This window comes from Mesorhizobium ciceri WSM4083 (assembly GCF_000519305.1).
Lineage (GTDB): Bacteria > Pseudomonadota > Alphaproteobacteria > Rhizobiales > Rhizobiaceae > Mesorhizobium > Mesorhizobium ciceri_B.
Window position 1 is genome coordinate 1 of sequence record NZ_JAFG01000016.1, and the last position, 26,171, is coordinate 26,171.

The following is a 26,171-nucleotide window of genomic DNA, read 5'->3' on the forward strand; positions in this document are numbered from 1 at the left end:
AAGATCAACGCCAATATCGGCAACTCCGCGGTCACCTCCTCGATGGCCGAAGAGGTCGAAAAAATGGTCTGGGCGATCCGCTGGGGCGCCGACACCGTGATGGACCTGTCGACCGGTCGCAACATCCACAACATCCGCGAATGGATCGTGCGCAATTCGCCGGTGCCGATCGGAACCGTGCCGCTCTACCAGGCGCTTGAGAAGGTCGGAGGGATCGCCGAGGACCTGACCTGGGAAATCTACCGCGACACGTTGATCGAGCAGGCCGAACAGGGCGTCGACTATTTCACCATCCATGCCGGTGTGCGGCTGCACTACATCCCGCTGACGGTCGACCGGGTCACCGGCATCGTCTCGCGCGGTGGCTCGATCATGGCCAAATGGTGCCTGCACCATCACCGCGAAAGCTTCCTCTACGAGCATTTCGAGGAAATCTGCGACATCTGCCGCTCTTATGACGTGTCCTTCTCGCTCGGCGACGGCCTTCGTCCGGGCTCGATCGCCGATGCCAATGATGCGGCGCAATTCGCAGAGCTGGAGACCCTCGGCGAGCTGACGAAGATCGCCTGGGCCAAGGATTGCCAGGTCATGATCGAGGGGCCAGGCCATGTTCCCATGCACAAGATCAAGCAGAACATGGACAAACAACTCGCCGTCTGCGGCGAGGCGCCGTTCTATACGCTTGGACCACTGACGACCGACATTGCGCCGGGTTATGATCACATCACCTCTGGCATTGGCGCCGCCATGATCGGCTGGTTCGGCACCGCCATGCTTTGCTACGTCACGCCGAAGGAACATCTCGGCCTTCCCGATCGCAACGACGTCAAGATTGGCGTGATCACCTATAAGATCGCGGCGCATGCCGCCGACCTGGCGAAGGGTCACCCGGCGGCGAAGCTCCGCGACGACGCGCTGTCGCGGGCCAGATTCGAGTTCCGCTGGGAGGACCAGTTCAACCTGTCGCTCGACCCCGAAACCGCGCGGTCCTTCCACAACCGCGCGGTCCTTCCACGATCAGACCTTGCCCAAGGAAGCGCACAAGCTGGCGCATTTCTGCTCGATGTGCGGACCGAAATTCTGCTCAATGCGCATTTCCCACGACATCCGCGCCGAGGCTCAGAAGGAAGGCATGGCGGCGATGGCGGCGAAATATCGCGAGGGCGGCGATCTCTACATGCCGGCGGACGAGACAGGCGCACCGCTCATGCCGGAGGCGCATGAGCCATCATGAGGGTGCTGATCAAAGGGGCCGGCGTTGCCGGCCTCACCGCCGCCTTTGAGTTCGCCACACGCGGCGCGGCGGTGACAATTGTCGAGACAAGACATGCTCTCGGGGGCAATGCGTCGTGGCTCGCTGGCGGCATGCTGGCGCCTTGGTGCGAGCGTGAAAGCGCCGAGCAGCCGGTGCTCGATCTCGGACGCGATGCAGCCGACTGGTGGGATAGGGCAACGCCCGGCCAAGTGATACGGGCCGGAACGCTGGTCGTGGCCGCGCCGCGCGATGCGGGCGAACTCGACCGCTTTGCCAGCCGCACGTCGGGGCATCGCCGTGTCGATGATGGTGAAATCGGGTTATTGGGACCCGACCTCGCCGGCCGCTTCCGTCGCGGACTATTCTTCCCCGATGAGGCCCATCTCGATCCGCGCCAGGCGATGGCGGCACTTCATGACAGATTGGTGGCGATGGGCGTCGAATTCCGCTTCGGCGCCGATACCCGGCACATTTCCGGTTTCGATCGCCGGATCGACTGCACGGGGATGGCGGCGGAAGACGACGGACTGCGCGGGGTTCGGGGCGAGATGCTCATCCTTCGCACGCCGGATGTGTCGCTGTCGCGCCCGGTCCGGCTGCTTCACCCGCGCTTTCCGCTTTACGTGGTGCCGCGCACCGGCCACCGTTTCATGGTTGGCGCGACGATGATCGAGAGCCGGTCCTCGGGACCGGTGACGGCGCGTTCGATGATGGAGCTTTTGGGCGCGGCCTACGTTCTCCATCCGGCATTCGGCGAGGCTGGCGTCATCGAGACCGGCGCCGGTGTTCGCCCGGCCTTTTCCGACAATCTGCCGCGTGTCGAGGCACGCGGAAGGACCGTCGCGATCAACGGCCTCTATCGCCATGGCTTTCTGCTCGCCCCTGCTATGGCGCGCCAGGCGGCCGACCTGGTTTTCAATCAAGACGGAACCAAGGAGCTTGCTCATGAAATTGATGGTCAACGGCGAAGCGCATGAGATTGCGGCCACCACGCTGGCCGAGCTGCTTGCAGCGCTCGACTATGAAGGCGAATGGCTGGCGACGGCCGTCAACAGCGACCTCGTGCACCGGGCCAACCGGGCGGAGTTCCGGTTGAGCGACGGTGACCGGATCGAAATCCTTTCGCCCATGCAGGGAGGCTAGACATGTTCGATCTTCTCGGAGCGGCACTGCCTTCGCGCCTGCTTCTCGGCACCGCCCAGTATCCTTCGCCGGCCATCCTCGCCGATGCGGTCAAGACGTCGGGTGCCTCGGTGGTGACGGTCTCGCTGCGCCGTGAAATGGCCGGCGGCTGGGGCGGCGAGAAATTCTGGTCGCTGGTCAACTCGCTGGGCGTGAGGATCTTGCCCAACACCGCCGGCTGTCACTCCGTGAAGGAAGCCGTCACGACCGCGAAGATGGCGCGCGAGGTCTTCGGCACGTCGTGGATCAAGCTCGAAGTGATCGGCAACCATGACACGCTACAGCCGGACGTGTTCGGCCTGGTCGAAGCTGCCTGCATCCTGTGCGAAGACGGTTTTACAGTGTTCCCGTATACCACTGACGATCTCGTTGTCGCCGAGCGGCTGCTCGGCGCGGGCTGCAAGGTTCTGATGCCGTGGTGCGCGCCGATCGGCTCGGCTCTCGGGCCGGTCAACATCATGGCGCTGCGCTCGATGCGTGGGCATTTCCCCGATGTCCCACTGATTGTGGATGCAGGTCTTGGCAGGCCTTCGCATGCGGCGACCGTCATGGAACTCGGTTTTGACGCAGTCCTCCTGAACACGGCGGTCGCCAAGGCCGCTGATCCGGTCGGCATGGCGCGTGCGTTCGGTAAGGCGGTCGAGGCCGGTCGTGAGGCTTACAGCTCGGGAATGCTCGAACCGCGCGACATGGCCATCCCCTCAACTCCCGTCATCGGCATGGCAGCGTTTCGATGAGGCTCGACCCCCTCTATCTGATTGTCGATTCCAGCGCCTGGATCGAGCGTCTCGTGCCGCTCGGCGTCAAGCTGGTGCAATTGCGCATCAAGGATAAGGACGAGTTTTCGCTGCGCCAGGAGATCCGCGCTTCGAAGGCGATATGCGAACGCCACGGCTGCCAGCTCGTCGTCAACGATTACTGGCGGCTCGCCATCGAAGAAGGCTGCGACTTCGTCCATCTCGGCCAGGAAGACCTCGCACGGGCCGATGTAACAGCGATCCGGCGGGCGGGCATCAGACTGGGCCTCAGCACCCACGACGACACCGAGCTCAAAACCGCTCTTGCGGCTGAACCCGATTATGTGGCGCTCGGCCCTATCTACCCAACCGTTCTCAAGATCATGAAATGGCCCCCCCAGGGGCTCGACCGCATCGCTGTCTGGAAGCAGCGTGTCGGTACTCTTCCGCTCGTGGCCATCGGCGGGCTGACCGTCGAGCGCGCGACCGGCGTCTTCGCCCAGGCTCAGAGCGCCGCGGTCGTCACCGACATCCTTGGGAACCCCCGTCCCGAGGTCCGTCTCCTCAAATGGCTGGCGGCGACGGCGCCGTGGCGATGATGCCGCACGTTCTCATCGTCGCCGGCTCGGATTCGAGCGGCGGGGCTGGACTTGTTCGGGACATCGAGACGGTTTCCACGTTGGGGCTGCGCAGTTGTCTCGCCGTCACAGCCGTGACGGTTCAGACGCATGTCGCTGTCGAGCACGTCCAACTTATGCCGCCGGAACTTGTCGCTACCCAGATGCGCGCCGCGTTCGATGCCAACCTTGTCGCGGCGGTCAAGATCGGCATGCTTGGGACGGCGGCGGCGATCGAGGCGGTCGGCGCTGTTTTGGCCAGCAACCGCCAAGTGCCTGTGGTGCTCGACCCGGTCCTGGCCTCGACCTCGGGAAGCTCGCTGCTGGCGGACGATGCCATCGATGCGCTGACTCGTGATCTGATGCCGATCTGCCGGCTCGTAACGCCCAACCTGGTCGAGCTGGCAAGGTTGACCGGATCGGCACCGGCCCCGGATGAAGAAGAGGCTTGGCGTCAAGCTGACGAATTGTCGAGAACGGTCAGGGCCGTGCTCGTCAAGGGCGGCCATGCGCAAGGAACCCGTTGCATCGATGTGCTGTTGCAACCGAACCTCCCCGCGGTTCGGTTCGAGGCGCCCCGCTTGCCACGTGGGATGCGCGGTACTGGCTGCATGCTGTCCAGCGCAGTCGCCGCCTCGCTTGCTCTTGGAGCGTCGCTGGAAGCGAGCGTCAGCCGCGCCAAGCAGTATGTTTTCGATGCGCTTGCGAGTTCGAAGGACATCGAGCCGAAAAGCTGATCAGACCCAATCTATCAAAGCTCCGGTCGAGTCTGGGAGGCGATCGCTTGGTCTACCCCCAGGACGTGAAAGGCCCTATCAGGGGTGGAATGCGGCATACACGGTCGCGCCCGCCTATGAACAACACGCCGCTTTGAGGAGGAAGCCGGGATGCCTCTATGCCAACCGCTGATGCGCCACCTGAAATCTCCCGACCTGTTCGGCGCTCTCGACCGCATGCCGGCACTTGCCACGCCAATTGGCGAGCAAACGTTCGAGGTCCTCAACCCATCGACCGGCGAATTGCTGGCAGAACTTCCAGATATGGGTGCTGAGGAGACGCGCGCAGCGATCGACAAAGCCTATATCGCGCAAGCTGCATGGGCGGCGTTGACCGCCCGGGAGCGAAGCGACATGCTCTGGCTATGGCATCAGCTGATCGTCGATCACACCGATGATCTCGCAGCTATCCTCACCGCAGAGATGGGCAAGCCGCTTGCTGAAGCAAAATCGGAGGTAACGCATGCGGCCGCGTATCTGCAATGGTACGCTGAAGAGGCCAATCGCATCTATGGCGAGACGATCTCCCCGCCCTCGACCGACCGCCGCATGATCGTGATCAAGCAGCCGATCGGCGTCGTCGGCACAATCACGCCATGGAACTTCCCCGCGTCGATGGTGGCGCGCAAGATCTCGCCGGCGCTGGCGGCAGGCTGCACGATCGTGCTCAAGCCTGCTGAACAAACGCCGCTAGTGGCGGGAGCGATGTTCGCTCTCGCCCACCATGCTGGCTTTCCCGAAGGCGTCGTCAACCTGATCTATGCTTCGGAAGGCGATGCGGTCGGCCGTGAACTCTGCTCAAACTCGAAAGTCCGGAAGATCAGCTTCACCGGCTCAACCGAGGTCGGCCGACTCCTGATGCGCCAGTGCTCGGATCAGATCAAGAAGGTCGGCCTCGAGCTTGGCGGCAACGCCCCGTTCATCGTTTTCGACGATGCCGATATCGATGCGGCCGTGGACGGCGCGATGCAGGCGAAATTTCGCAATGCCGGTCAGACATGCGTTTCCGCCAACCGCCTTTATGTCCAGTCGAACGTCCACGATGAATTCGTCGAAAAATTCGTGGAGAAGGTCCGCCGCCTTTCGGTAGGGGACGGCTTCGATCCGGCCGTGGCTGTCGGACCACTGATCGACAAGCGTGCACTTGCCAAGATCGAATCCCATATCGCCGATGCCATCGCAAAAGGCGGTACAGTTCAATGCGGAGGCGAACGCATCGGCAAGGAGGGTGCGTTCTTCCAGCCGACGGTGCTCACCCAGGTCTCCAGCGAGATGACAGTGGCGCACGAAGAGACATTCGGGCCGTTGGCTCCGGTCATCCGCTTCGATGATGCGGATCAGGTCGTCTATCAAGCTAACGACACGATCTACGGGCTTGCCGCCTATTTTTATGCGTCCAACCTCAAGCGCGTCTGGCGTGTGGCGGAAGCCTTGGAGTACGGCATGGTGGGCATAAACACCGGACGCATGTCCTCCGAAGCAGCCCCCTTTGGCGGCGTGAAGCAGTCCGGTATCGGGCGCGAGGGGTCTCGGCACGGGCTGGAGGATTATCTTGAAATGAAATATCTCTGCATGGGCGGGATCTGATTCCATGGAAGGGCTGTCGGCGACAGGGGTTTGGTAGTGCTCCAGATTACGACGCGCCCTTTTCCGCGATGTTGCCGAGGAGCATTTCTGTTCAGTAGCTGGCGCTGGTCTGCGGCGGCGGACCGTTCAATCTGAACCGCCTCCTACAGGCTATCGATCCAACTCTGCTGCACCGCGCCTACGACCACGCGCAAATTGGCCAGGCTTCCGATTTTCCGCCTCGAGGGAGAGAAGGATGGCACCAGGCATGCCGCCCAGAGTCCGCCCATTCCGGTGCAACATCCGGCGCCTTCATAGCAGGGCTGCATTGGCTCGAAGAGCAGGTATTGATGCGCGAGCCAAATTGCTCGTCACAACTGCTGTTCTCCGCCTCTGCTAGGAGCTGAATCCCATTCCGCCGCTCTTGCAGATCCGCTATTTGAACCCACCTAGTTCTCAATCGCCGCGCAAAATCTTCGCTTCGAGCGCGGCCGCGACGAAAGCCCGCCGAGCAGCTGGTGGGTGAGCCTCACCACGCAATACCTGTAGACAGGCGTCCATCGCTGCGTTGCGTTTCTTGGTCTGAGAACGGAGATCCCGCATCAAGATCGTTGCCGCGTCATTGACATCGAGCACAATGCGCTCCGAGCCGTGGCGGCTGACCTGAACAACAACTGGTCTCTCAAATCTGCTCAAGCCCCTCATCACGCCCCCGCTACCTGCCCTGACAGGTCGCACTTCACCTCAGCCGAAATTCGGCTGCGTCCCCGCGGCTGAACTTGATCGCTGACGTCCAGGCGATCCCTGGCCAGTTGTGCAGTCTCGACAGTGTTGCCCTGCGCCAGTGTTACACAATTCGTGGAAGTGTCTACGCCTGCACTTTTCCGCTGCCCGCCTTACACGCGGCGATCCACTGCATAGCGGAGGTTGGATCCTCCAATATGGCGGCTCGCTTCGCAAAGCCGACAAAGGCGTTGCAGGCAGCGCCTACAAATGTGCGCCCACTATATGCGTCGTAACACGCCCTAAGAGCGGTCTCGTGGGTCGAATCTCTGCGACCTTCGGGCCATTCATTGAGGAAATCGATAGCGTCCTCGAGGCCGGCAATTTCTTGGACGATATAGGCCGACCGCTTCACGAAAATGGGGCTGCTGAAAACCTCTGCGTTCATTCGTTCCTCCCAACATGCTCAACAGCCAATTGCGCGAGCCGGACCGCTTCGGCGCCTCACGACATTGCAGATTGTGCTGCCAGGGCGATGATGATTCAAGTGAAGACAAGATGCGTTGTCTCCATCCTCGAAAGCAATTCGATCGCGCAGGATGACCCAGCGTTTGTTGCGCTTCAGCAGCCACAAACCTGGCGAAAAAGCCGTCATCTGCCGGCATGGTCAGAGTGCTCGTCGGTAGGTCCACAGCTGTGCAGGCGGAATGTTGCGGATGACGAAATCATAGTGAGAAACGATATAGCGATCGGGCATTTTGGTCACTGGTGACAAAGGGCCGTAGGTGATTTGCATCACGGGTCTGCCGACAGGAATGCGCGCCAGCAAGTCCTCGAGCAAGGCAATGCGCTGCTCCATCGGAAAGCTCAGCAGCGGCAACGCACTTACCACACAATCGAACTTGTCCCCGCACCGCTCTCCCAGGACCTCACTCAAGGCAAAGGCATCGCCCAATCGAAAATCCACGCCCGGAAAGCGGCGCGTCAGGCCATCGTAAAAATCCTTGGAATATTCGATCGAAACCAGCTGCTGCGGCTTGATGCCTTTCTCCAGGATGGCCCTGGTGATCACGCCGGTTCCGGCACCGAGCTCAAGAACTGGCATACCGGACGCCGGATTGACAACACTTGCCATGCGGCGCGCGGCATGGACAGATGTTGGCATGAGCGCGCCAATCCTTTTCTTGTCCTTTTGCCAGGCCTTGAGGAAACTCACCTCTTCTTCGAACTTCCTGCCAAGGCGTTGCTTCAACCGAAGAACCATATTCACTCCCTGCTACGGCTGTCTGTCGGGCCAGTTTGGCGACGCATGTTTTCCAGGTTTGCGACATTGGCTGATTACGAAAAATCTCCTTGTGAGAACAGCGATTTTCGCGCGGCGTTTCGTCCCTGACGGATTACATGCTGGACGACGGCGCCGGATCGCCACAACTGCATCCCTGCATTCGAGCTTCACTACCTCCAATTTAGTTGACAAGAGTACGAGCCCATCGGTACTTCCTTCGCGGTTTGTAGCGTCGCGCGCCCAGGCGATTGCATGATTGATTCTCACCTTGCGCTCGGTGCGATCTATCTATCTTCAAACACCTAGAACGCCTGAGCGGCCGATCCGCGGTCCAGCCGATGAAGGTCAAGGCGGTTGGTACCTCCATAGTGTCGTCCCGCGGTCGGTCCGGACAAGCTATCCAGACAACACTGTTTCGGCATGCCAACTCCGGGCGCAGCGGCACGCTTACTGCAGGTGAAGCAACGTGGGGCGGATTTTTGTTCCATTTCGAATTGTTCTTTGGATTCCGTTTGGCGCTACACCCCAGAAATCGGCTCAAGCAGATGACTCGTTCACCGTTCTACCATTGCCCTGAACGGTGTAACACCACATCTCTGATTGAGGGGAAGACCATGCTTTTTCGTAACATCATCGCTGCACCAGGCATCTGCCTGTCCATGGCGCTCTGGCTTCGCGGCCGCCCTGGTGGAGGCACCGCCCAGGCAGAGCGCACTTGGGCCGCTGGAATCGAGGCAGCGCCGAGTTCTATGCCATCAACAACGCTCGGTCGCTTGCCGACACAGGGGCGGCTCTGCGGACATGGCTTGCCGAACGGGAATGACGCCGGTGGTCAGGCCAAGCCATCTGCGGCCAACCGCTGGACGACTGGCTCGAGGTCTTCGACTGCAATGCGCGTAAGGAGTTCGATCTGGTGTTCCATGAAAAAGTGACCGCCAGCGCAAAAATGCGCCTTGAACTGCTTCGTGGTATGCTCTTTCCAGCCGATAATGTGGTCGCCCGTAACATACGGGTCGATGCGGCCTCCCATCGCTGTGATTGGGGCGTCGAGCGGAGGATGGGAACGGTAGCGATACGCGTTGTTGCTCTCGTAGTCCGCTCGGATAATCGGAAGCATCATCGCGCGCATTTCGGGATCTTCGAACAGCGCCTTGTTGTTGGCGAAATTTACCGCCTTTAGCATCTCGACGAACTCGCTCTCGTCGAGTTCGTGTTCGGATTTGCCGGTCCCGTGATTGAACTGCTGGACGTCGATGGCGAACTGGTCGTCATTGTAAATCTGTGGCGAGCGACCACCGGCCACGAAGAAGTGTTCCGGCTCTAGCCCGTGATCGCGGCGCACCCGCTGGGCAACCTCGAAAGCCTGGACGCCGCCATAGCAAAACCCGATAAAGGCGAAGGGTTTTTCCTTAAGGAAGGGCAGCATCTGCGGAACGATGCCGTCGACCATGTCCTCCATCCGCATCCAGAAGTTCTCTTCCAGGCGCGCGCTGCGGCCTGGCATCTGCAGGATGCCCAACTCTATGTGATCCGGCATCCTGTCGATCCAGTGCTGGAATACGAGCGGGCCGCCGCCGGCATAGGGAAAGCAGATCAGACGGATCGGCGCGTCGGGCTTGGGACGTGGAATGAGCACCGCACTCTTGTCGTAGTTCTGGGCGCTGGAGGCGATGACCGGCGCGGTCGGTCCTGTCTCGTCATCCGCAACGCCCCCGAGAGCGGCGGTCACCTGCGTCTGAGTGTCGGCCGCGATCTCCGCAATTGAGGCACCCATCACGAGCTTCTGGAGCGAAACCTTGATGCCGGTTTTGGCGAGATCGTTGCGGAATTCAATTGTAGCCAAGGAGTCGAATCCTATTCGGTTGAGTGCTTCGCCCATCGGCAGGCTGTCCGGATCGGCGATGCCGAGCACACGGGCGACTTCTCCGCGCAGGAAGCTTTCGATCGCCTGACCGCGTTCGCTCGGCGCGACCGAGCCGAAGCGCCGAGCAAGTGGATCTGTCGCCTCGTCGTTGGCCGCCTGCGGATTCTTCAACACATTCGACACAGACGTGAGCCAAGCCGGCGCCTCTCCGTACTGCTTCTTGGCGAAACGTCGCCACAGGATCGGCGCTGCGGTGAGCGTGCCGGTTGAGGCGAACAGGCCCTCCAGCCGCTCGAGCGCCTCCCGGTTCTGAATCGCGAGCAGGCCGAAATCGCTCAGGCGCCTGCGCAGGCGCTCGTCGAGTCCGGAAGCCATCCCAGTTTCCGCCCACGGACCCCACTCGATGCTGACACCTGGCAGACCCTCGGCGTTGCGCCCCTCGACGATGCGGTTCATGGCGGCATTGGCCGCCACGTAAGCTGCTTGGCCTTTCATACCGAGAAGCGCGCTAACCGAGGAGAAGCAGACGAAGAAGTCGGGTGAGAAGCGACGGCTCGCATTGTCGAGAACGAGCGTACCCTGAAGCTTGGCGCGGAGTGCGCGTTCGAGTTCGCTCGCCTCCTCGATGGATCCGAGCGTGGCGTCCTGAACAATGCCGGCGGTGTGGATGATCCCGCCGAGTTGATGGCCCGCTTCCGAGAGATCGCCCAGGATTCGCTCGACTCCGACCTGGTCGGCGATGTCAACCGCATGCGCCGCGATCTCAGCGCCTGAACGGCGTAGGGCTTCGAGCCGTTCCTGTTTGGCGCCGTCCGCGACGTCCCTGTTGAGAAGCACGAGGCGGCGCGCACCGCGAGTGATCAGCCGTTCGGCCACTAGCGAGCCAAGAGCGCCAAGCCCGCCGGTAACAAGATAGGTCTTCTGCGGATCGACCGCGCAATGGCCCAAACCGCCGCTTTCACCGAGGCGCAGGACGTAGCGTTCCTCGCCGCGCACAGCGTAGGCGGCTTCCGACCCAGAGCCACCGACGAGAATGCCGGTCGCGACCGCGATCTCTGCGTCGCTCGGCTCCGCCCCGAGATCGATGTCACCGCCCCACAGATCGGGATGTTCGCTCGCGAGCACCATCGCCATGCCATGCAGTGAGGCGCTGACCAGTGAGGCTGGACGAGCGGCGTCCGGAATTGGCGTGTCTGTTTGCGGCACGGCGCGGCCGGACTGGCCGACGACCCAAATCTTCGCCTTCGCTAGATTGCTATGATTGGCGGCTGCCTGAACCGTCTGGACGAACTGCATGAGGGCGGCGGCGTGGCTGTGCGCCGCCTCGCCGATTTGTCCACTTGACGCGCCTTCCGCGCTTTCAGGGGTGACGATGATCCCCGCGACACACTCGTCGAGCACACCGCCACATAGACCTGTTTCGACATTCGAAAGAACGACCGCTGTCTGTTTGGACCCTTCGCGCTTCGCCTCCATAGCCTGAGCCAAACGTCCGGCGAGACCGAGGGCATTGCCCAGGATAATCCACAGGGCCTTGTCTTTCGGAAGTTGCGGCGCCGACTGCTTTTCCACGTGCCATTCGCGGCGGCAGTGCCATGCCAGCCGGTCGCTCGCTTTCGTATCGATCCAGTGATGCCGACGCTCGAAGGGATAGAGCGGAAGATCGACGAGCCGGCGTTCATTATCCGGCAGATCGGTGAGTGTATCGATCGGAAGGCCGGCGACGAAAAGGCGGCCCGCCGTCTCGGCGAGAACCTCTTCGTCATTGCGGGTGCGATTGAGGCTCGAGACGAATTGCGAGGGCGAGGCAACCCCATCCAGAGCCGCCTGCGCCATCGGAGTGAGGACCGGGTGCGGCCCGATTTCGAGGAAGAGATTCGCCCCGATTGCTTGCGCGGTCATCAGGCCCTGATGGAACAGGACTGGCTGGCGAACATGGTCGGTCCAGTAGCGCGCATCAGCGACTTCTTCGCCGGCGACCCTACCTGTTTTCGCACTGATCAGCCGGCCATCGGGCTTGGAAAAATCGAGGGTGCTCGCGAACGCCTCAAACTGTTCGAGGATCGGATCCATGAGATGCGAATGAAAGGCGTGCGAGACCTTCAACTGCGTCGTGCGGACGCCTTGTTCCTCGGCGACCTTGATCAGCGTTTCAAGTGCATCCGTCTCGCCCGCGACCACCGTACTGGCTGGTCCGTTCTCCGCTGCGATGGCGAGCTCGACTTCGACGTCCCGGATCATCTGATAGGCTGTGTCCCGATCAGCCGTCAGGACGACCATCCCGCCATTGCGCGGAAGCCGACCCATCAGTTCGCCGCGCTTGGTAATCAGCTGCAGCCCGTCCTCGAGTGAAAACACGCCGGCAAGATGGGCCGCAACGTATTCTCCGATGCTGTGGCCCATGACGATCTCTGGGACGAAGCCCCTAGCTTCGAGAACGCGCGCGAGTGCGAGTTCGATCGTGAACAGGGCGGGCTGGGTATATTCGGTATCGTGAACCAAATGGGCAAGCGTCCCGTCACCGTAAAGAATGTCGCCCAATCCGTGTTTGCGAAGCCGTGCGACCACCGCGTCACAGGTGTCGAAGGCTTCGCGGAAGATCGGATCACTCTCGTAGAGTCCGCGCCCCATAGATTCGCCCTGGCCGCCCTGTCCGGTGAACAGGGCGGCGGGAATCACGTGTTTGGAGACGTCGACACGGCCATAATCGCTTGCGCGAAGACTCTCGGCCAACCCCGTGGTCGTCCGACCGGTCGCGAAACTCCGATACTCAAAAGCGCGGCGGGAGGTGTTTGCGGTGAAGCAGATGGCGTCGCGCTCATTGGGCTGTGCCGTATCGAGTCGCGAGGCAAAACTCTTGGCCAGGGCGCCCAGCGCATGTGGCGTCCGTGCCGAGATGTTCAGCGTACGAGGAACGTCCGGGTGCTGCGGCGCATCCTTCGGCTTAGATGAGCGGTTCGTCTCGCTCGGTGCTTCCTCCAAAATCACATGGGCATTTGTTCCGCCCACGCCGAACGAACTGATGCCCGCGCGCCGCGGACCCTCCGACTTCCAGGGCACAGCGCTCGCCGGCACGGCGAAGGGGAGGCGACCGAAGTTGATCTCCGGATTGGGCGTTTCGAAATTAACCGCCGGCGGCAAGGTTCGCGACTTCAGCGCCATGACGGTCTTGATTACACCGGCGACGCCGGAAGCGGCGATCGTATGGCCGATATTGGCCTTCACCGAGCCAAGGGTAATCGGGGCGACATCCGCCGGCAAACCGGCGAAGACTTCGCTAAGGGCTTCGATCTCGATCGGATCACCCAGTTTCGTGCCCGTTCCGTGCGTCTCAATGTAGGAGATTGTTTCCGGCGCGAGCGAACTGTTGATGAGTGCTCTTGCGACTACGCTCGATTGCCCCTCGACGCTCGGCGCCGAGAAGCTGATTTTGTCGCTGCCATCATTGTTGATCGCCGATCCGCGAATAACAGCGTGGATGGTGTCACCCTCGGCAAGCGCGTCATCGAGGCGTCGAAGGGCAAGCACGCCGACGCCACTCGAAAACACCGTGCCGCTGGCCTCAGCATCGAACGGACGGCAGTGTCCGTCGCGGGACAAGATCATGCCCTCTTGATAGCGATAGCCAGCACTGTCGGGAATGATTGCCGTGACTCCGCCCGCCAGCGCCAGGTCGCAATCGCCGTTCTGCAGGCCGCTGCAGGCCAGATGGAGACTTACGAGTGAGGTCGAACAAGCTGTTTGGACGTTGATAGCGGGCCCGATGAGGTTGAGGCGATGGGCCGCCCGAGTCACTAGGTAATCCTTATCGTTTGCCAGCATGGCCTGAAAGCCGGACATGGTGTCGAGCATGCCTTCCTTGCCGAAGTCGTGCGAGCCGGCTACGCATCTGGCGAAATAGCTGTTCGGGCCGGAGCCGGCATAGATGCCCGTTGTCATCTCGGTCGAACGGACGGCGTAGCCAGCATCTTCGATGGCGTGCCAAATGTTTTCCAGGAATAATCGATGCTGCGGATCGAGGAGAGCCGCCTCACGAGGCATGATGCTGAAGAAGTCAGCGTCGAAGTAGCTGAGGCCTGCAAGCGGCGCGCCGCGGCGAATATAATCGTCCGCTTCCCACTCCTCGGGCTCGACGCCCGCGCCGGCGAGTTCGACATCCGACAACTGACGAACGCTCTCGTGTCCGGCAATAATGTTTTCCCAGAACGCCTTGGGCGTATCAGCATCGGGGAACCGGCAGGCCATGCCAATAATCGCGATCGGCGTAGCTGTGTGAATCGGGCCGTTCATTTTTACCTCGTCGCTGGTCCGTTTATCTGCTCTTTGGCTTCCGGAGCGCGCTAATCTGACCCGCTGGCGCGGGTCGTCGGTGCGCAGGATCAGCGCGGAGAAGCGCGTCTTTTGGTCGAGACACGCCGGTTTGCGAGACCAGCCAACGTCGTGTTCGCTGCATCGCCCTTCGCCGATTTCCCCGACAAAAATGCTGAAAGCTCCCTCGGCGAAGGATGCCGAAAGACCAAGATCGCGGGCATGTTAATCCCGAATTGGCGGCGGAGGCGGCGTTGAAGCTCCGGGACCATGATCGAACGAGCGCCAAAATCGAATACGTTATCGGAGTCCGAGAGCGAGGAGTGGTCCAGGAGCTCCCGCCAGTGAGAGGTGATCGCGCCGCACAGATCGCTGTACTTCACCGATCCGCTCGTAGTGGCACAGGCTGGCTTCTCGGCAGGCGGTGCCGAAGTGTTGACCTTTTCGGCACACAGCCTTTCGGCGATTGATTTCCGATCGACCTTGCCACTCGCACTTTTAGGCATCGCGCCGATGATCTGGACACGGTCCGGCACCATGTAGCCAGGGAGCTTCTCACGGACATGGGCGCGAACTGCTGTCTCGAGACAGTCGGTTGGCGCGCCATCTTTGCTCGTAAGGCAGGCGATCAGTCGTCCCGTTCCATTTGCATCACGCTCAAAAACGACGGCGACTTCGGCTACGTCTGGGTGATCCGCTATGACGCTCTCAATTTCTCCAAGTTCAACCCTATAGCCGTCGATCTTGACTTGGTGGTCACGGCGACCACAGAAGAAAAAACAACCATGTTCATCTGACGTAGCAAAGTCGCCGGTCCGATACAATCGCCTTGGCGCGCCATTGATATCAATAACCGCGAACCGTTCCGCTGTTCGCTCCTTATCTTGGAAATAACCCTGAGCGAGGCAAGCGCCACCAATATACAGCTCTCCCACCTCTCCTAACCTCACCGGTCGGGCATCTTCACCTAAAATAAACAGTTCGACATTCGGCAGAGGCCAACCGACAGGCGGCAACCTAGGCCATTCAGCCGGATTGCTATCAAGCTCATGACAAGTGACGACGTGTGTCTCGGAGGGACCATATTGATTGAAGAGCCGACACTGGGGGAGCTTGCTGAAAAACTCGCGCAAAGCGGAAGAGACCACGAGTTGCTCGCCGGCGGTGTGGATTTCCCGTAGACTGTCGGGAAACAGATTGCGCTCCACACAATTCGACGCCAATTGTTGGAGGGCGATAAAGGGCAGGAACAATCGTTCCACCCGGGCACGCTGTATCTCGTCCGAGAGCAAATCGGGGTCGATCCGCTGTTCATTCGTCAGAACGACGATACGGCCACCTGAGCAGAGGGTGGAGAAGATCTCCTGAAACGATACGTCAAACGAAATGGGGGCGAACTGAGCCGTTGCCGCATTGTCTGACAGTGTCGAAAGTTCGATCTGCCAGTCCACGAGGTTTTGAAGTGCTGCTCCTCCCATGTCGACTGCCTTCGGCTTGCCAGTCGAACCCGAGGTAAAGATAACGTAGCCACCGGACTTCGGCGGCAGCACCAAATCTCGGTTCGACGATCCACCATCGGCTGCGCCCACTCCAACTTCCTCGACCATTACCGTCGAGCACGACGAGACATCCTTGAGGATCGCCGAACAGACGGCCCTTGAACTGAGGAGCACGCTCGGATCCGCTTGCGCAAGCATCTCACGAATGCGACTCACTGGAAGATTCGGTTCCACAGGAACGTAGGAAACCCCTAGGATTTGACAGCCGAGGATCGCCGCGATCCGGTCAATGCCGATGGGCAAATAAAGGGCCACGCGGTCCAAACTCGATTCACGTCCAGTTTTTAGTGCGCGAGCTATCTCACAGGCTCGCAGCCACAAATCCATGTAGCTGATCGCTTCTGTTCCGAAAATGACAGCAGGACGATGAGGAAATTTCGATGCACACCAAAGTACGGATGCTGCAATTGACGGGCCTACGGCCCTTTTTAAACTTTCCATGTTTCCACTCAGAATGCTACGACACTGACAAGCTGTGATATTTTGATGTATTCTCGGCAATTTGCACTGTCAATCGATTAACAAAAACTTCACATTTCCTTAATGCTTCGGTCGAGGCAGCTCGTTGCCGGTTTCGAGTCATAAGGAAGACGCGTCCGTATTTGTGGCTGCGCCACAACCACTCAGTGAAGATTTGTCTATCAGGTTGTTGCGCCCGTCCCAGGTCGCGAACAGCCTGACGCGCGGCGGCGGCTGGATTTCGTCGAAGTACCGGTTCTCCCCACGCCGGCCGCATTCGGCAACCGCAATTGCGTGCTCGGCCTTCGACGAGCCAAGGGATACGAGCTTGTTGCCATCCCGGGACACGATTCCGTGTTCCCAACCAAGCTAGGCAGCGACCCGATTTCCCGCACGATCCTTCGGCTCGGACTTGTCAAGGATCGCAAAAATCTGCTCATGCGCTTCCATGATGTTGCGCTCGAGGGCGTCGGCGGCTGCCAAGCCGTTGCCCTTCTCCAAGTGGTCGATGATTTCGTGATGATTATGGTGGCCCGGAACAAAATTTGGTTCCTTTCGCCTCAGGCTGAGGATCGGGCCCGCATGAAGCCAATGCGTCTCGATCGTGTTCATCAAGACCTTGTTTTGGGAGAGGTTGTAAACGGCAAAATGGAATAGTTGATTCAGTTTCAGATACTTCTTCACGTCAGAGTTCTTCTCCAGATTGAGCAGATCCATCTTGGCATTGATCTCTCTGATATAGTTCAGGCTCTTCCCGACAGATTTGTTCGCCCCCCAGACTACGGCCTGCCTTTCATTCAGAAGGCGCACTTCCAGAAGATCGCGTAGGCCTTCAGCAGTGATCATCGGAACGCGCGCGGACTGACGCGGCGCCCGTTCGAGTATGTCGATGCCGCTGAGCCGGTTGAGCGACTCGCGGATCGGCATGTGGCTAGTGCCGAATGCGACAGCCAGTTCCTTGAGACGCATCGGCTGGCCGGGCGAAAATTCCCCGGACATCAAAGCGTTCTTCAGTTCGGCATAGACGTGCTCAATCGCCGAGCTCGGCGAAGCCTTCAACGGTGGCATGTCGTACTTCAAGGTTTTTGTCGCCATTTGGCATGATCTCCAAATACTCGGGGGTGACCTCAGGAATGGGGGCTTCGAAAGCCCTGTGAACACGTTTCACCCGCGGCATGAAAACGGCGGGGGCACCAGCCACCCGAGCCCTGATCCGCTGGTCCACGCACGAAGTGCGCCGCATCGCAAACCGGTTGGTACAGCAACGCATTAAACCCGCTCATAGTAATTGCGTGGTATGGCTGGAGACGCGCTCCTGACGGGCGCGGCCGCCGACGGCAGCCGCCAGCTCCAGCGCCCCGGCTCCAAGGTTTCAGGAGTCTCAACAATGTATCGGCCGGAGCCGCTACATTGACACATGGTGGTGTGTTACTGCCAACCAGGTCAACACATGGCCAGCAGCGATGCAAAAACGAATGTCATAGTGTTGACCCTCGATCAATTCGGGACAGATAGTTTGTGTTAAGTGCAGTCGTAGCTGCCCGTTTCTGGGCGTCGTTCGTAACTCTGCGCAGTCGAATCCGAAAAAGCGCCTTGCTACAGGATAGAGCGCTTTGAAGAGTGTTTCTTTGGCCGAAAAAACCAAGCTCGCCAGCCAGTCTGGAGCGAGGACCACTTGTCGAGCGATCAAGGCCCGCTCATCCTCATTGGTGGTCATGTTTAGGATCGCATCCAGAGCATTACCACTGGCCAGCGCCTCAACGTCGACACCTGCCCGCCAGTGGCCACTGGCGATGGCGAAACAAGCGCAATGCCCACGCGTATGTGTTATCGAACCAGTGGATGACGAAGGCCAGAGTGGAGCCCCGCCTGGGCCGATTGGAATCTCAGCAGCGGATTGACCCAGCGCCCGCAATGCCGCGTGTGCCACCGCTCGCCCGGCTAAAAACTCAGCACGGCGCATGGCCACCGCTGCAGACAGGCTGGCAGGGCAGTGTAACGCCAGCCGGTTAAACAGGTCGTCCGTATAGCTTTCGAGATCAAACCTGCCGCGCACCAAGACCGAGTTGGGGAATCCGGGAGCATGTAACTCAGTATTGGTGAAAAATCCTCGTGAACGAGCGGAGAGAGTCACTAGTCCGGGATCGGCAAGAGCAGTCATCCTGTAGCCTACGTTACTATACCTGCCGCGTTTCTATCATAATTTTTTGTGGCAAATATTACAGTTTTGTTAAATTATGTTGCGGATTTATTACACAGCAACTTAACGTTTGGTGGCGAAGCAGAGGGCTTGCGCCATTCGCCCCGCGCCATGACGTGAGCCTGGTGGCGTGTTCCAGGCGCCGGTTCGGCTGGTGAGGGTCTGCCGGGGCGCGAACAACCGGATGAAGCAACGAATGATGCTGAAAAACTGCGGGCCGGTTGGGTTTTAGCCGGAAGTCGATAGGAAGATCGCCCTGGCCAAAGGCTTCTGAAGGCCGATCTGGTGCAGGAGCATGGCTGGGGACATCGAGGGCGTGTCAAAATCCTGGTGGCCGATCAGCTAGCGTGCGGCGCATCGGCCTGTAATTACAGGCGTTCGATTTCCCTTGCTGGTGGCTATACCGGAAAGCGGCGTGGGCGATCGGGTTTCTATGAATGCTAACGGCGCCTGCCGGTTCCAGTTCACGGTGACGATCCAACCCGGTGCATTCGAGCCAAGCTGCCCTTCCGAATCTGGTTGAACGCCGTGTGGACGCCGCTGCGGGCGATTAGGGCTTGTGCTCGGTACGATTCGCCCAGATCCTGAGTCAGCCGATGGTCTAGCGGATCGACCACGCACTGCGGCTGATGGTGCGAAAACATGCTCGACTGTCCGGGGTCAGATCGACTCTTTTCTTGTTCCTTTGCCAGGCATTGAGGAAATTCACCTCTTCCCTAGAGATTCTTGTCGAGGCGTTGGTTCCACCGAAAAGCATATGAACGCCCCTGTTACGGCTCTGCCGGATCAGTTTGACGGCGCATGTTTTCCAAGTTTGAGACATTGGCTGGTTACGAAAATCTCCTCGTGAGAACAACGATCCCGCGAGGCGTTTGGCGCTCCTTCAGGGGGCTACGTGCTGGACGGCTGCGCTCATCGCCAACAACGTAGGCGCTCATTTCCCCGCACGTTGATACCGCTCTTTCAACGACGGTCGCTTTCAGACGGACGCGTCCGCAGGATCAGGCTGCAGCGGTTTTGGCGAAGTTGAAGGGCAGCAGATCGGGATATCAGTATCGACCGCGCGTTGAGGCAGTTCGGGGAAAACGTGGTGCAACCATGCGAGCGGCTCGACGGGTAAACGCGGCAAGGTCAGCCCAAGCTATAGACGATGGCGCTGGCTCTGGGCTCTGGCTCCTTCGCCGGCATCGCTGAACAGCCAACTTTTCCGGCCAGTGGCAAAAATCCCGATGTCGCTCCAGAAGGTTGTTGTCGATCAGCATACTGGCGTCCTCGGTGTAACGCGTCAGATATTCGATATTCCCATTGGTTCAGGGCTTAGGAGACGGCGCCGCCGAGCTTGCTGTTAGGAGAGCATTGAGGATGGGGACACCATGTTGCTGGCGGAAGCGGCAAATACAGTGATCTCGCGTTCGCCGTCGGCGGGGATTTCGTTCCGGGCCAGCCTTTCAAACGGCAGAGCTTTTCGAAGAACCGGAGCGCCTGTTCCGGCGGCCCGCACCTCGGAATAGCCGTCGCACATCACTATGCCGCGGTGATCCCCCAGGCAGATCTGCGGGTGGTGTGCCGCGATGCCGAGAAACTTTTCCGGCGCCGAAAACGGCGAGATCAATCGATCAATCATCCATGAACGCAACAATGCACCCGAGACCGACACCGCCAAACTGTCCGCGCTTTTCCTTGTCTCAGTCTGGAGGTGCACTCCACTCCAGTTCGCGACTTGGCAGAATCACTGTCCGGCTTTTGCGAAATGCGCCCCGAGGCTCTTGTCTGCGGTAGTTTCGTCGCAACCCGTGCCCTTTTCACATCCGCCGGCCCCGTGAAAATTCAACGGTGTGGCTTCATTCGAGCGCGCCCACAAATCCTCTTGCTCCCGCATCGCCAGCCAAGGTCATCGCCATCAACGCTGCACCTCAGCAATGACCCGATGGCGCCGATCATCCGCGTCGCGACGACGGCCGGCCGCCCAAGATCGGCGAGCCCGCTGCGGCGCCTCGGACATACTGCCGAGCTCAAAACCCCATAGCCCCGCCCGTATCCCGCAGTTCAGTTCAATCAGGCTTCATGTAGTCGCGACCCGTGCGCGCCCGCCCAATTGCGACCGCGACCCACACGGAACCCTCCAGATTCACAGGCACTCAACGAAGCTAGCGCGAGTCTTTTCCCGAACCTCTTCAAGAGCTACGCCATGGGCGAGTTCTCTGAGAATCATGCCTCGACCCGAGTTCTTGTCGATCTCGAACACAGCTAGATCTGTGATCACCAAACTGGCTACGCCTCTTCCGGTTAGGGGCAAGGTACACTCCTTGAGCAGCTTTGGCTCACTTTTGGCTTCATGCTCCATGACCACGACCACGCGCCTGACACCAGCGACCAGATCCATTGCGCCGCCCATGCCCTTTACCATTTTGCCCGGGATCATCCAATTCGCCAGGTCGCCGTTCTCTGCGACTTGCATGGCTCCCAAAATTGACAGATCAATGTGGCCGCCTCGGACCATCCCAAAGCTGTCCGCGCTGGAAAAGAAGCTCGTCTCCGGAAGCTCAGAGATCGTTTGCTTTCCAGCATTGATCAGATCCGGGTCTTCTTCGCCTTCCAGTGGAAATGGCCCCATCCCCAGCATGCCGTTCTCGCTATGAAGGCGAACATCAATTCCCGTTGGTACGTAGTTAGCGACAAGTGTCGGGATGCCGATTCCGAGATTGACATAGAAGCCATCCCTAATTTCCTGTGCCGCTCGAGCCGCCATCTGTTCACGCGTCCAAGCCATCAGACAGTCTCCTCGGCCAATCTGCGAACGGTTCTCTGTTCAATCCGCTTTTCCGGATCCGGAACGTGGACAATGCGAGAGACGAATATCCCCGGCGTATGAATTTGATCTGGGTCGATGGAGCCCGTGCTTACGAGACACTCGACCTCAGCAACCGTAGTTTTTGCAGCAGTCGCCATCATTGGATTGAAATTTCTGGCAGTCTTGCGGTAAACGAGGTTACCCTCGAAGTCGCCTTTCCAAGCGTGGATCAGTGCAACATCTGCAAAAAGCGCAGTTTCCATGACGAACTCCTCGCCGTTAAACCTGCGCACCTCTTTGCCTTCAGCGACGCTTGTACCGACGCCGGTTTTTGTGAAAAAGGCAGGTATTCCTGCGCCACCGGCGCGGATCCGCTCCGCGAGAGTCCCTTGCGGGTTGAACTCGATCTGCAGTTCGCCAGCTAGGTACTGCTGCGCAAACAGCTTGTTTTCCCCGACATACGACGACACCATTCGACTGATTTGACGACTTTCAAGCAGTAGTCCGAGCCCGGCCCCATCGACGCCAGCGTTGTTCGAGATGATGGTTAGTCCGTTCACCCCGGAAAGCTGGATCGCCTCAATAAGAGCGGAGGGTATCCCGCAAAGGCCAAAGCCACCCGACATTATTGTCATCCCGTCGGCGAGCAGACCTGCTATCGACTCCACAGCGCTCGAATAGACTTTTTGCACGACGCTCTCCCTCACCCCCTCAGTGACAATCTGGTGCAGAACAGCACGGATTCACGGACTGAACTACCGTCCATTTGTAAACCGATCGGGCTTTCAACGCGGCCCAGGACGGCCTACGCAAACAATGCAATCGGGCGCGACTGCTAGGATAGGATGCGAGCAAGCATCTACCGCAGGCTTGCCCTTCAGTTCGACGGACTGACAACGGCGGGGCCAGATCTTCGACAGGAGAGAACCTAAAATCTGGGCCCAAGAGAGATCTGTATCTGAGTGACCGGCCGGAACGTCAATCCAGGAGAACGCACCCCCCATGACGGCGCGAGGCTCATTCTTAGCTCGATTTGCTTCCGCGCCACTGCTCATAGTCAAATTGTGCCAGCGACGCCGGCCTCCTTGTGGAATTCCAACAACCGGTCACGTATTGGCTGCGGAATTGTCACCGAGGTTCCGCCTTCCGCCTCGACGAATACCTCGATGGTGTCGTAGACAGCAAAAAGTCTTTCACTCTTCTGGTCCACCATAGAAAATTGGAGCGTGACGCTTTTATTGCCAACCTTTTGAACGCAGCCAACGATTGAGAAGCAGTCGCCCTTTTTCAGCTCGGCTTTGAATTCCGTGGACGCTCGGAGTGTTACGGAATGAACGCCAAGCTCATCGATCATCTTCTGCTGGCTCAGCTGCAACTGATGCCAAAACAGGAAAGAAGCGTCATCGAAGAAGGGCGCATAGCCGCGAACATTCATGTGACCAAACTGATCCAAATGCCATGGATGCACTACACCGGCTATCAACTTGGGTTGCCGAAACAGATCTGCGTGGTGAGTGTTCATTCGGAACTCCATGCGGTTTTGGACGGCCGCCAGAAAACTTGCTAGCCGAGATACGATGCGATGACTGCCGGATCGTCTCTGACGGTTGCGGCGGGTCCCGAGAGGGCAACCCTGCCCTGCTCGACTACGAACGCGTGTTGCGCGTATTCCAACGCGAGCATCGCGTTCTGCTCGACAATTAAGACGCCGATCCCGTTTTCAAGCGAGTAGTCCCTTATCGCCGAGATGAGCTGCTCTTCGACCATAGGCGCAAGGCCAATCGATGGCTCGTCCAACAGGAGCAACTTGGGTAACGACATCAGCGCCCGGCCAAACGCTAGCATTTGCTGCTCGCCGCCACTCAGCTGGCCAGCCTTCTGGCTCTGTCGGTCCGCTAACACTGGAAACAGTTCGTAGATCCGCGCCAGCGTCGTTCGCCTCGTAGCGGGGTCCGGTCGTACTGTCGCTCCGAGCAACAGATTCTCAAGCACCGAAAGGCGCGGAAAAAGTTCTCGGCCCTCGGGTACCAAGGAAATGCCCCGTCGCACGATTTCATCCGGTGCAAGACCATCGATCCGCTCCCCATCCAGCCGGATCTCTCCCGATACTGGTTGTATCAAGCCGCAGATGGTGTTCATCAGGGTGGTCTTGCCAGCACCATTGCTGCCCACGACCGCGGTGACGTCGCCAATTTGAGCCGAGAAGCTCAGTTGATCCAGCGCGCGCACGCCGCCATACTCGACCACGATGTCTTGCGCCTCAAGCATCGCGGACCCTTTTCTGACCCAAGTAGGCCTTGATCACGTCCGGGTGCCTTCCGATTTCGGCCGGTGTACCTTCTGCAATGACTTGGCCGAAATTCAGCACTGTAATTCGGTCGCACAAACGCATGACGGACCTCATGTCATGCTCGACCAGCAGAATGGAAACGTCGTCGGTCCTGAGCTTCTCGATTCTGTTTGCAACTTCCGCCTTTTCCGTCGCGTTCAGCCCTGCCAGCGGCTCGTCCAAGAGCATGATCTTGGGCTTTGCGGCCAAGGCTGTCGCGATGGTGAGGATCCGTCGCAGACCGCCAGGAAGACTGCCCGCGAGTTCGTTAGCGCGATGTGCCAGCCCCATCCGTTCCAGGGCAACTAACGCGGCATGATTGACTTCGGCCTGATCGCCCGCGGGGATCCAACGGGCCGGACTCCACGGTGATCCGCTGGCGGCACGGACTCCGAGAGCGACCGCGTCTAGGAGGGTACCTGACGTGAATACCCTGGTCAGTTGGAAAGTTCGGATGAGGCCGAGCCGAGCGATTCGGTGCGGCTCCTTGCCTTCGATCCGCTGCCCCTCGAGCTCGATTTTTCCTGCGGAAGGCTTAAGACTGCCGCTGATCAGGTTCATCGTCGTCGATTTGCCCGATCCGTTGGGACCGATAAGACCGCGGATTTGGTTCTTCATTACGGAAAGCGTGACTCCCTCAACTGCCTTGAGGCGTCCGAAGGCACGGCTGATTTCCCTTACCTCAAGCATTAATCACCTTACGAAGCTTGAGGCCTCCGCCGGCGCGCTGGCTGAGAATGATGGCGGCGATGACGAGCGCGCCCCAGATCATCGGCACGAACTCAGGCACAAAGCGGAATATCTCTTCAATCAGGGTTAGAAAGAGCAAACCGAGCAGTGGCCCCGAAAATCGGGCAGTGCCACCAATCACACACGCGGCCACGATCTTGAACATCAGCATGGCGTTGATGTCGGACGGAGACATGATGCCGTTGTAGGACGCAAAAAGCCCACCAGCGATGCCAGCTCCAAATGAGCCGAGAATGAAGCCGAGTGCACGAAGCGCCCAGGCGTCTATACCCAGCGAAGAAGACAGGGCTTCGTCCTCGCCGACGGCCTTGATCTTTTTGCCGGTGTCGGACGCGTCCAGCGCTGCGTAGAATAGGCCCAGCAATACAAGTATGACCGCGACAAGCCATAGAAACTGAAACGCCGATGACGGATCTGGCAGAATTCCAGGGCGGGCTATGAAAGCGATTCCCGCCGTGCCGCCGGTTATTTCCTTGATCTGGATGAAGCACTGGCGCAGCGCTTCGCCCGCGGCGAAAGTCGATAAGAAGAAGTAGTACTGACGAGTACGAAGAACAGGCCAAGACAATATCGCGGCGAACAATGCAGCAAAGACCCCGCCAAGTGCCACCGCAACCAACACTGGAACTTCAAAAGGCGCTTTGGAGAAGATGGCTACTGAGTAGCCCCCTATGCCCATGATGGCGACGTGGGCGAACGACCAGCCACCCATCGTGGTGATAGTCCGATAGGACAAGACCAGGATCGAGACCATGCCGAAGATGATCAAGACTCCCAGAATGTATGGCGTGCCGACGAGCCCGCCGACGACAAGTGCAAGCCCAACAATGATGATGGTTGCGATGTCCCGATGCAGAGCGCCCATCATTCTTTTTCCCCGAATAGACCGGAGGGTTTTACGCTAAGGACGAACAGCATGATGGCCGCACTCGTCAGGGCAAGAAAGCGCCCGCCGCCGAACTGCGACATAAGTGTATCAAGCACCCCAAAGATTGCCGCCGCCGCCACCGCTCCCCAGACATTGCCGATCCCGCCCACAATTATAATGATGAACGCTTTCCAGAGAGCAGGACCACCCATGTAGGGCGATATTTGGCTTATCGGTCCCATCGATGCGCCGCAGATACCCGCGATTCCCGATCCGATGATCAGCGTCAGATTGCCAACATTCCGCGTCTTAATGCCCTGCAGCAATGCACCTCGAGGATTCTGAGCAACCGCGCGGATGCGACGACCTGGCTCAGTTCTCATGAGGTAGATCCATAAACCTGTTGAAAGGGCGGCCGCGGCTACAATGACCATTACCCGCGAGGCTGGGAGGATTGCCCCTCCCACGCTCACGACGCCGCGCAGTGGGGGCGAGATGGAGAGGCCAACCGGACCGAATATCTGAACGACAATCGTCTGCAGAACGTACGAGAGCGCGAGCGTCGAAATGAAAATCGCAAGCGGCTTGTCAGCCAATGGCACGACCACCGCTCTGTAAAGCACGGCACCTAGCAGCCCGGTTACTGCTGCTGCCACGATCGCGCCGACGAGCCAGGCGCTTGGCCCTCCGATTTGGGGTGCAAGCGTGGCGACGCAAAAATACGTCACGTAGGCGCCGATCATGAAGAACTCGCCGTGCGCGAAGTTGATGATCCGCATCACCCCGAACACCAATGCCAGGCCCAGGGCGAAGCAAAGGTAGAACGACGTGAGTGAGAGACAATTCAGGACGATTTGCATGAGGGTCGACCACCTCTGCGGCGTCGAAGTGGTCGCATCAGC

General features: G+C 59.5%; 20 protein-coding genes and 2 pseudogenes. 7 read left to right on the forward strand and 15 right to left on the reverse strand.

What is annotated here, in order from left to right:
- The 7 genes and pseudogenes from thiC to MESCI2_RS0123250 all read left to right on the forward strand — a co-directional run.
- Window positions 1-1,234 (forward strand): annotated as a pseudogene (gene thiC, locus MESCI2_RS01000000135185) (phosphomethylpyrimidine synthase ThiC); the annotation flags it as partial.
- A complete protein-coding gene (gene thiO, locus MESCI2_RS0123225) occupies window positions 1,231-2,232 on the forward strand; it encodes a glycine oxidase ThiO (RefSeq protein ID WP_027038659.1) in 1,002 nt (333 codons plus the stop codon). The pseudogene thiC and the gene thiO, both read left to right, overlap by 4 nt.
- Window positions 2,201-2,398 (forward strand): sulfur carrier protein ThiS, encoded by a 198-nt coding sequence (gene thiS / locus MESCI2_RS0123230; protein WP_019863212.1) that lies wholly within the window; start codon window positions 2,201-2,203, stop codon window positions 2,396-2,398. Before thiO ends, thiS begins: the two co-directional genes overlap by 32 nt.
- A gap of 2 nt (window positions 2,399-2,400) precedes the next feature.
- Window positions 2,401-3,174 carry a thiazole synthase gene (locus MESCI2_RS0123235; protein ID WP_027038660.1) on the forward strand — a complete coding sequence of 258 codons (774 nt, stop codon included), beginning with the start codon at window positions 2,401-2,403 and terminating at the stop codon, window positions 3,172-3,174.
- Complete coding sequence (locus MESCI2_RS0123240) at window positions 3,171-3,773, forward strand: thiamine phosphate synthase (RefSeq protein WP_027038661.1); 603 nt, start codon at window positions 3,171-3,173, stop codon at window positions 3,771-3,773. Before MESCI2_RS0123235 ends, MESCI2_RS0123240 begins: the two co-directional genes overlap by 4 nt.
- Complete coding sequence (locus tag MESCI2_RS0123245; RefSeq protein WP_032901236.1) at window positions 3,743-4,528, forward strand: hydroxymethylpyrimidine/phosphomethylpyrimidine kinase; 786 nt, start codon at window positions 3,743-3,745, stop codon at window positions 4,526-4,528. The genes MESCI2_RS0123240 and MESCI2_RS0123245 overlap by 31 nt, the downstream gene beginning before the upstream one ends.
- Before the next feature lie 150 nt (window positions 4,529-4,678).
- On the forward strand, window positions 4,679-6,154 hold the full coding sequence (locus MESCI2_RS0123250) for an NAD-dependent succinate-semialdehyde dehydrogenase (protein WP_027038663.1): 1,476 nt from the start codon (window positions 4,679-4,681) through the stop codon (window positions 6,152-6,154).
- Window positions 6,155-6,589: 435 nt separating this feature from the next.
- Here MESCI2_RS0123250 and MESCI2_RS1000000137235 read toward each other — a convergent pair whose 3' ends face one another.
- The 15 genes and pseudogenes from MESCI2_RS1000000137235 to MESCI2_RS01000000135200 form a co-directional block, all read right to left on the reverse strand.
- A complete protein-coding gene (locus MESCI2_RS1000000137235) occupies window positions 6,590-6,838 on the reverse strand; it encodes a DUF982 domain-containing protein (RefSeq protein ID WP_081738870.1) in 249 nt (82 codons plus the stop codon).
- Window positions 6,839-7,001: 163 nt separating this feature from the next.
- Window positions 7,002-7,304, reverse strand: a complete 303-nt coding sequence (locus MESCI2_RS0123255) for a DUF982 domain-containing protein (protein ID WP_027038664.1) — start codon at window positions 7,302-7,304, stop codon at window positions 7,002-7,004.
- Window positions 7,305-7,523: 219 nt separating this feature from the next.
- Window positions 7,524-8,120, reverse strand: a complete 597-nt coding sequence (pmtA, locus tag MESCI2_RS0123260) for a phospholipid N-methyltransferase PmtA (protein WP_032901238.1) — start codon at window positions 8,118-8,120, stop codon at window positions 7,524-7,526.
- Window positions 8,121-8,973: 853 nt separating this feature from the next.
- Complete coding sequence (locus MESCI2_RS0123265) at window positions 8,974-14,295, reverse strand: type I polyketide synthase (protein ID WP_081738862.1); 5,322 nt, start codon at window positions 14,293-14,295, stop codon at window positions 8,974-8,976.
- A gap of 89 nt (window positions 14,296-14,384) precedes the next feature.
- Complete coding sequence (locus MESCI2_RS01000000135190; RefSeq protein ID WP_081738863.1) at window positions 14,385-16,313, reverse strand: amino acid adenylation domain-containing protein; 1,929 nt, start codon at window positions 16,311-16,313, stop codon at window positions 14,385-14,387.
- 387 nt (window positions 16,314-16,700) lie between these two features.
- Complete coding sequence (locus MESCI2_RS0123275; protein ID WP_027038668.1) at window positions 16,701-17,426, reverse strand: GntR family transcriptional regulator; 726 nt, start codon at window positions 17,424-17,426, stop codon at window positions 16,701-16,703.
- 310 nt (window positions 17,427-17,736) lie between these two features.
- Complete coding sequence (locus MESCI2_RS1000000137240) at window positions 17,737-18,492, reverse strand: 4'-phosphopantetheinyl transferase family protein (protein WP_081738864.1); 756 nt, start codon at window positions 18,490-18,492, stop codon at window positions 17,737-17,739.
- Between the two features lie 1,040 nt (window positions 18,493-19,532).
- Window positions 19,533-20,092, reverse strand: a pseudogene (locus MESCI2_RS1000000138925) (IS66 family transposase); the annotation flags it as partial.
- Between the two features lie 567 nt (window positions 20,093-20,659).
- Window positions 20,660-21,301: a 3-oxoacid CoA-transferase subunit B gene (locus MESCI2_RS0123290; RefSeq protein WP_027038670.1), complete on the reverse strand. Its 642-nt coding sequence runs from the start codon at window positions 21,299-21,301 to the stop codon at window positions 20,660-20,662.
- On the reverse strand, window positions 21,301-22,014 hold the full coding sequence (locus MESCI2_RS0123295; protein WP_027038671.1) for a CoA transferase subunit A: 714 nt from the start codon (window positions 22,012-22,014) through the stop codon (window positions 21,301-21,303). The genes MESCI2_RS0123290 and MESCI2_RS0123295 overlap by 1 nt, the downstream gene beginning before the upstream one ends.
- Window positions 22,015-22,379: 365 nt before the next feature.
- Window positions 22,380-22,844 (reverse strand): acyl-CoA thioesterase, encoded by a 465-nt coding sequence (locus tag MESCI2_RS0123300; RefSeq protein ID WP_245270436.1) that lies wholly within the window; start codon window positions 22,842-22,844, stop codon window positions 22,380-22,382.
- A gap of 41 nt (window positions 22,845-22,885) precedes the next feature.
- The gene (locus MESCI2_RS0123310; RefSeq protein WP_027038674.1) at window positions 22,886-23,590 is read right to left on the reverse strand and encodes an ABC transporter ATP-binding protein; all 705 of its coding nucleotides are present in this window, start codon (window positions 23,588-23,590) and stop codon (window positions 22,886-22,888) included.
- Complete coding sequence (locus MESCI2_RS0123315; RefSeq protein ID WP_027038675.1) at window positions 23,583-24,341, reverse strand: ABC transporter ATP-binding protein; 759 nt, start codon at window positions 24,339-24,341, stop codon at window positions 23,583-23,585. The genes MESCI2_RS0123310 and MESCI2_RS0123315 overlap by 8 nt, the downstream gene beginning before the upstream one ends.
- Window positions 24,334-25,269 (reverse strand): branched-chain amino acid ABC transporter permease, encoded by a 936-nt coding sequence (locus tag MESCI2_RS0123320; protein WP_027038676.1) that lies wholly within the window; start codon window positions 25,267-25,269, stop codon window positions 24,334-24,336. The genes MESCI2_RS0123315 and MESCI2_RS0123320 overlap by 8 nt, the downstream gene beginning before the upstream one ends.
- Window positions 25,266-26,129, reverse strand: coding sequence for a branched-chain amino acid ABC transporter permease (locus MESCI2_RS01000000135200; protein ID WP_050596643.1), 864 nt, complete (start codon window positions 26,127-26,129; stop codon window positions 25,266-25,268). Before MESCI2_RS01000000135200 ends, MESCI2_RS0123320 begins: the two co-directional genes overlap by 4 nt.
- Between the last annotated feature and the right edge of the window lie 42 nt (window positions 26,130-26,171).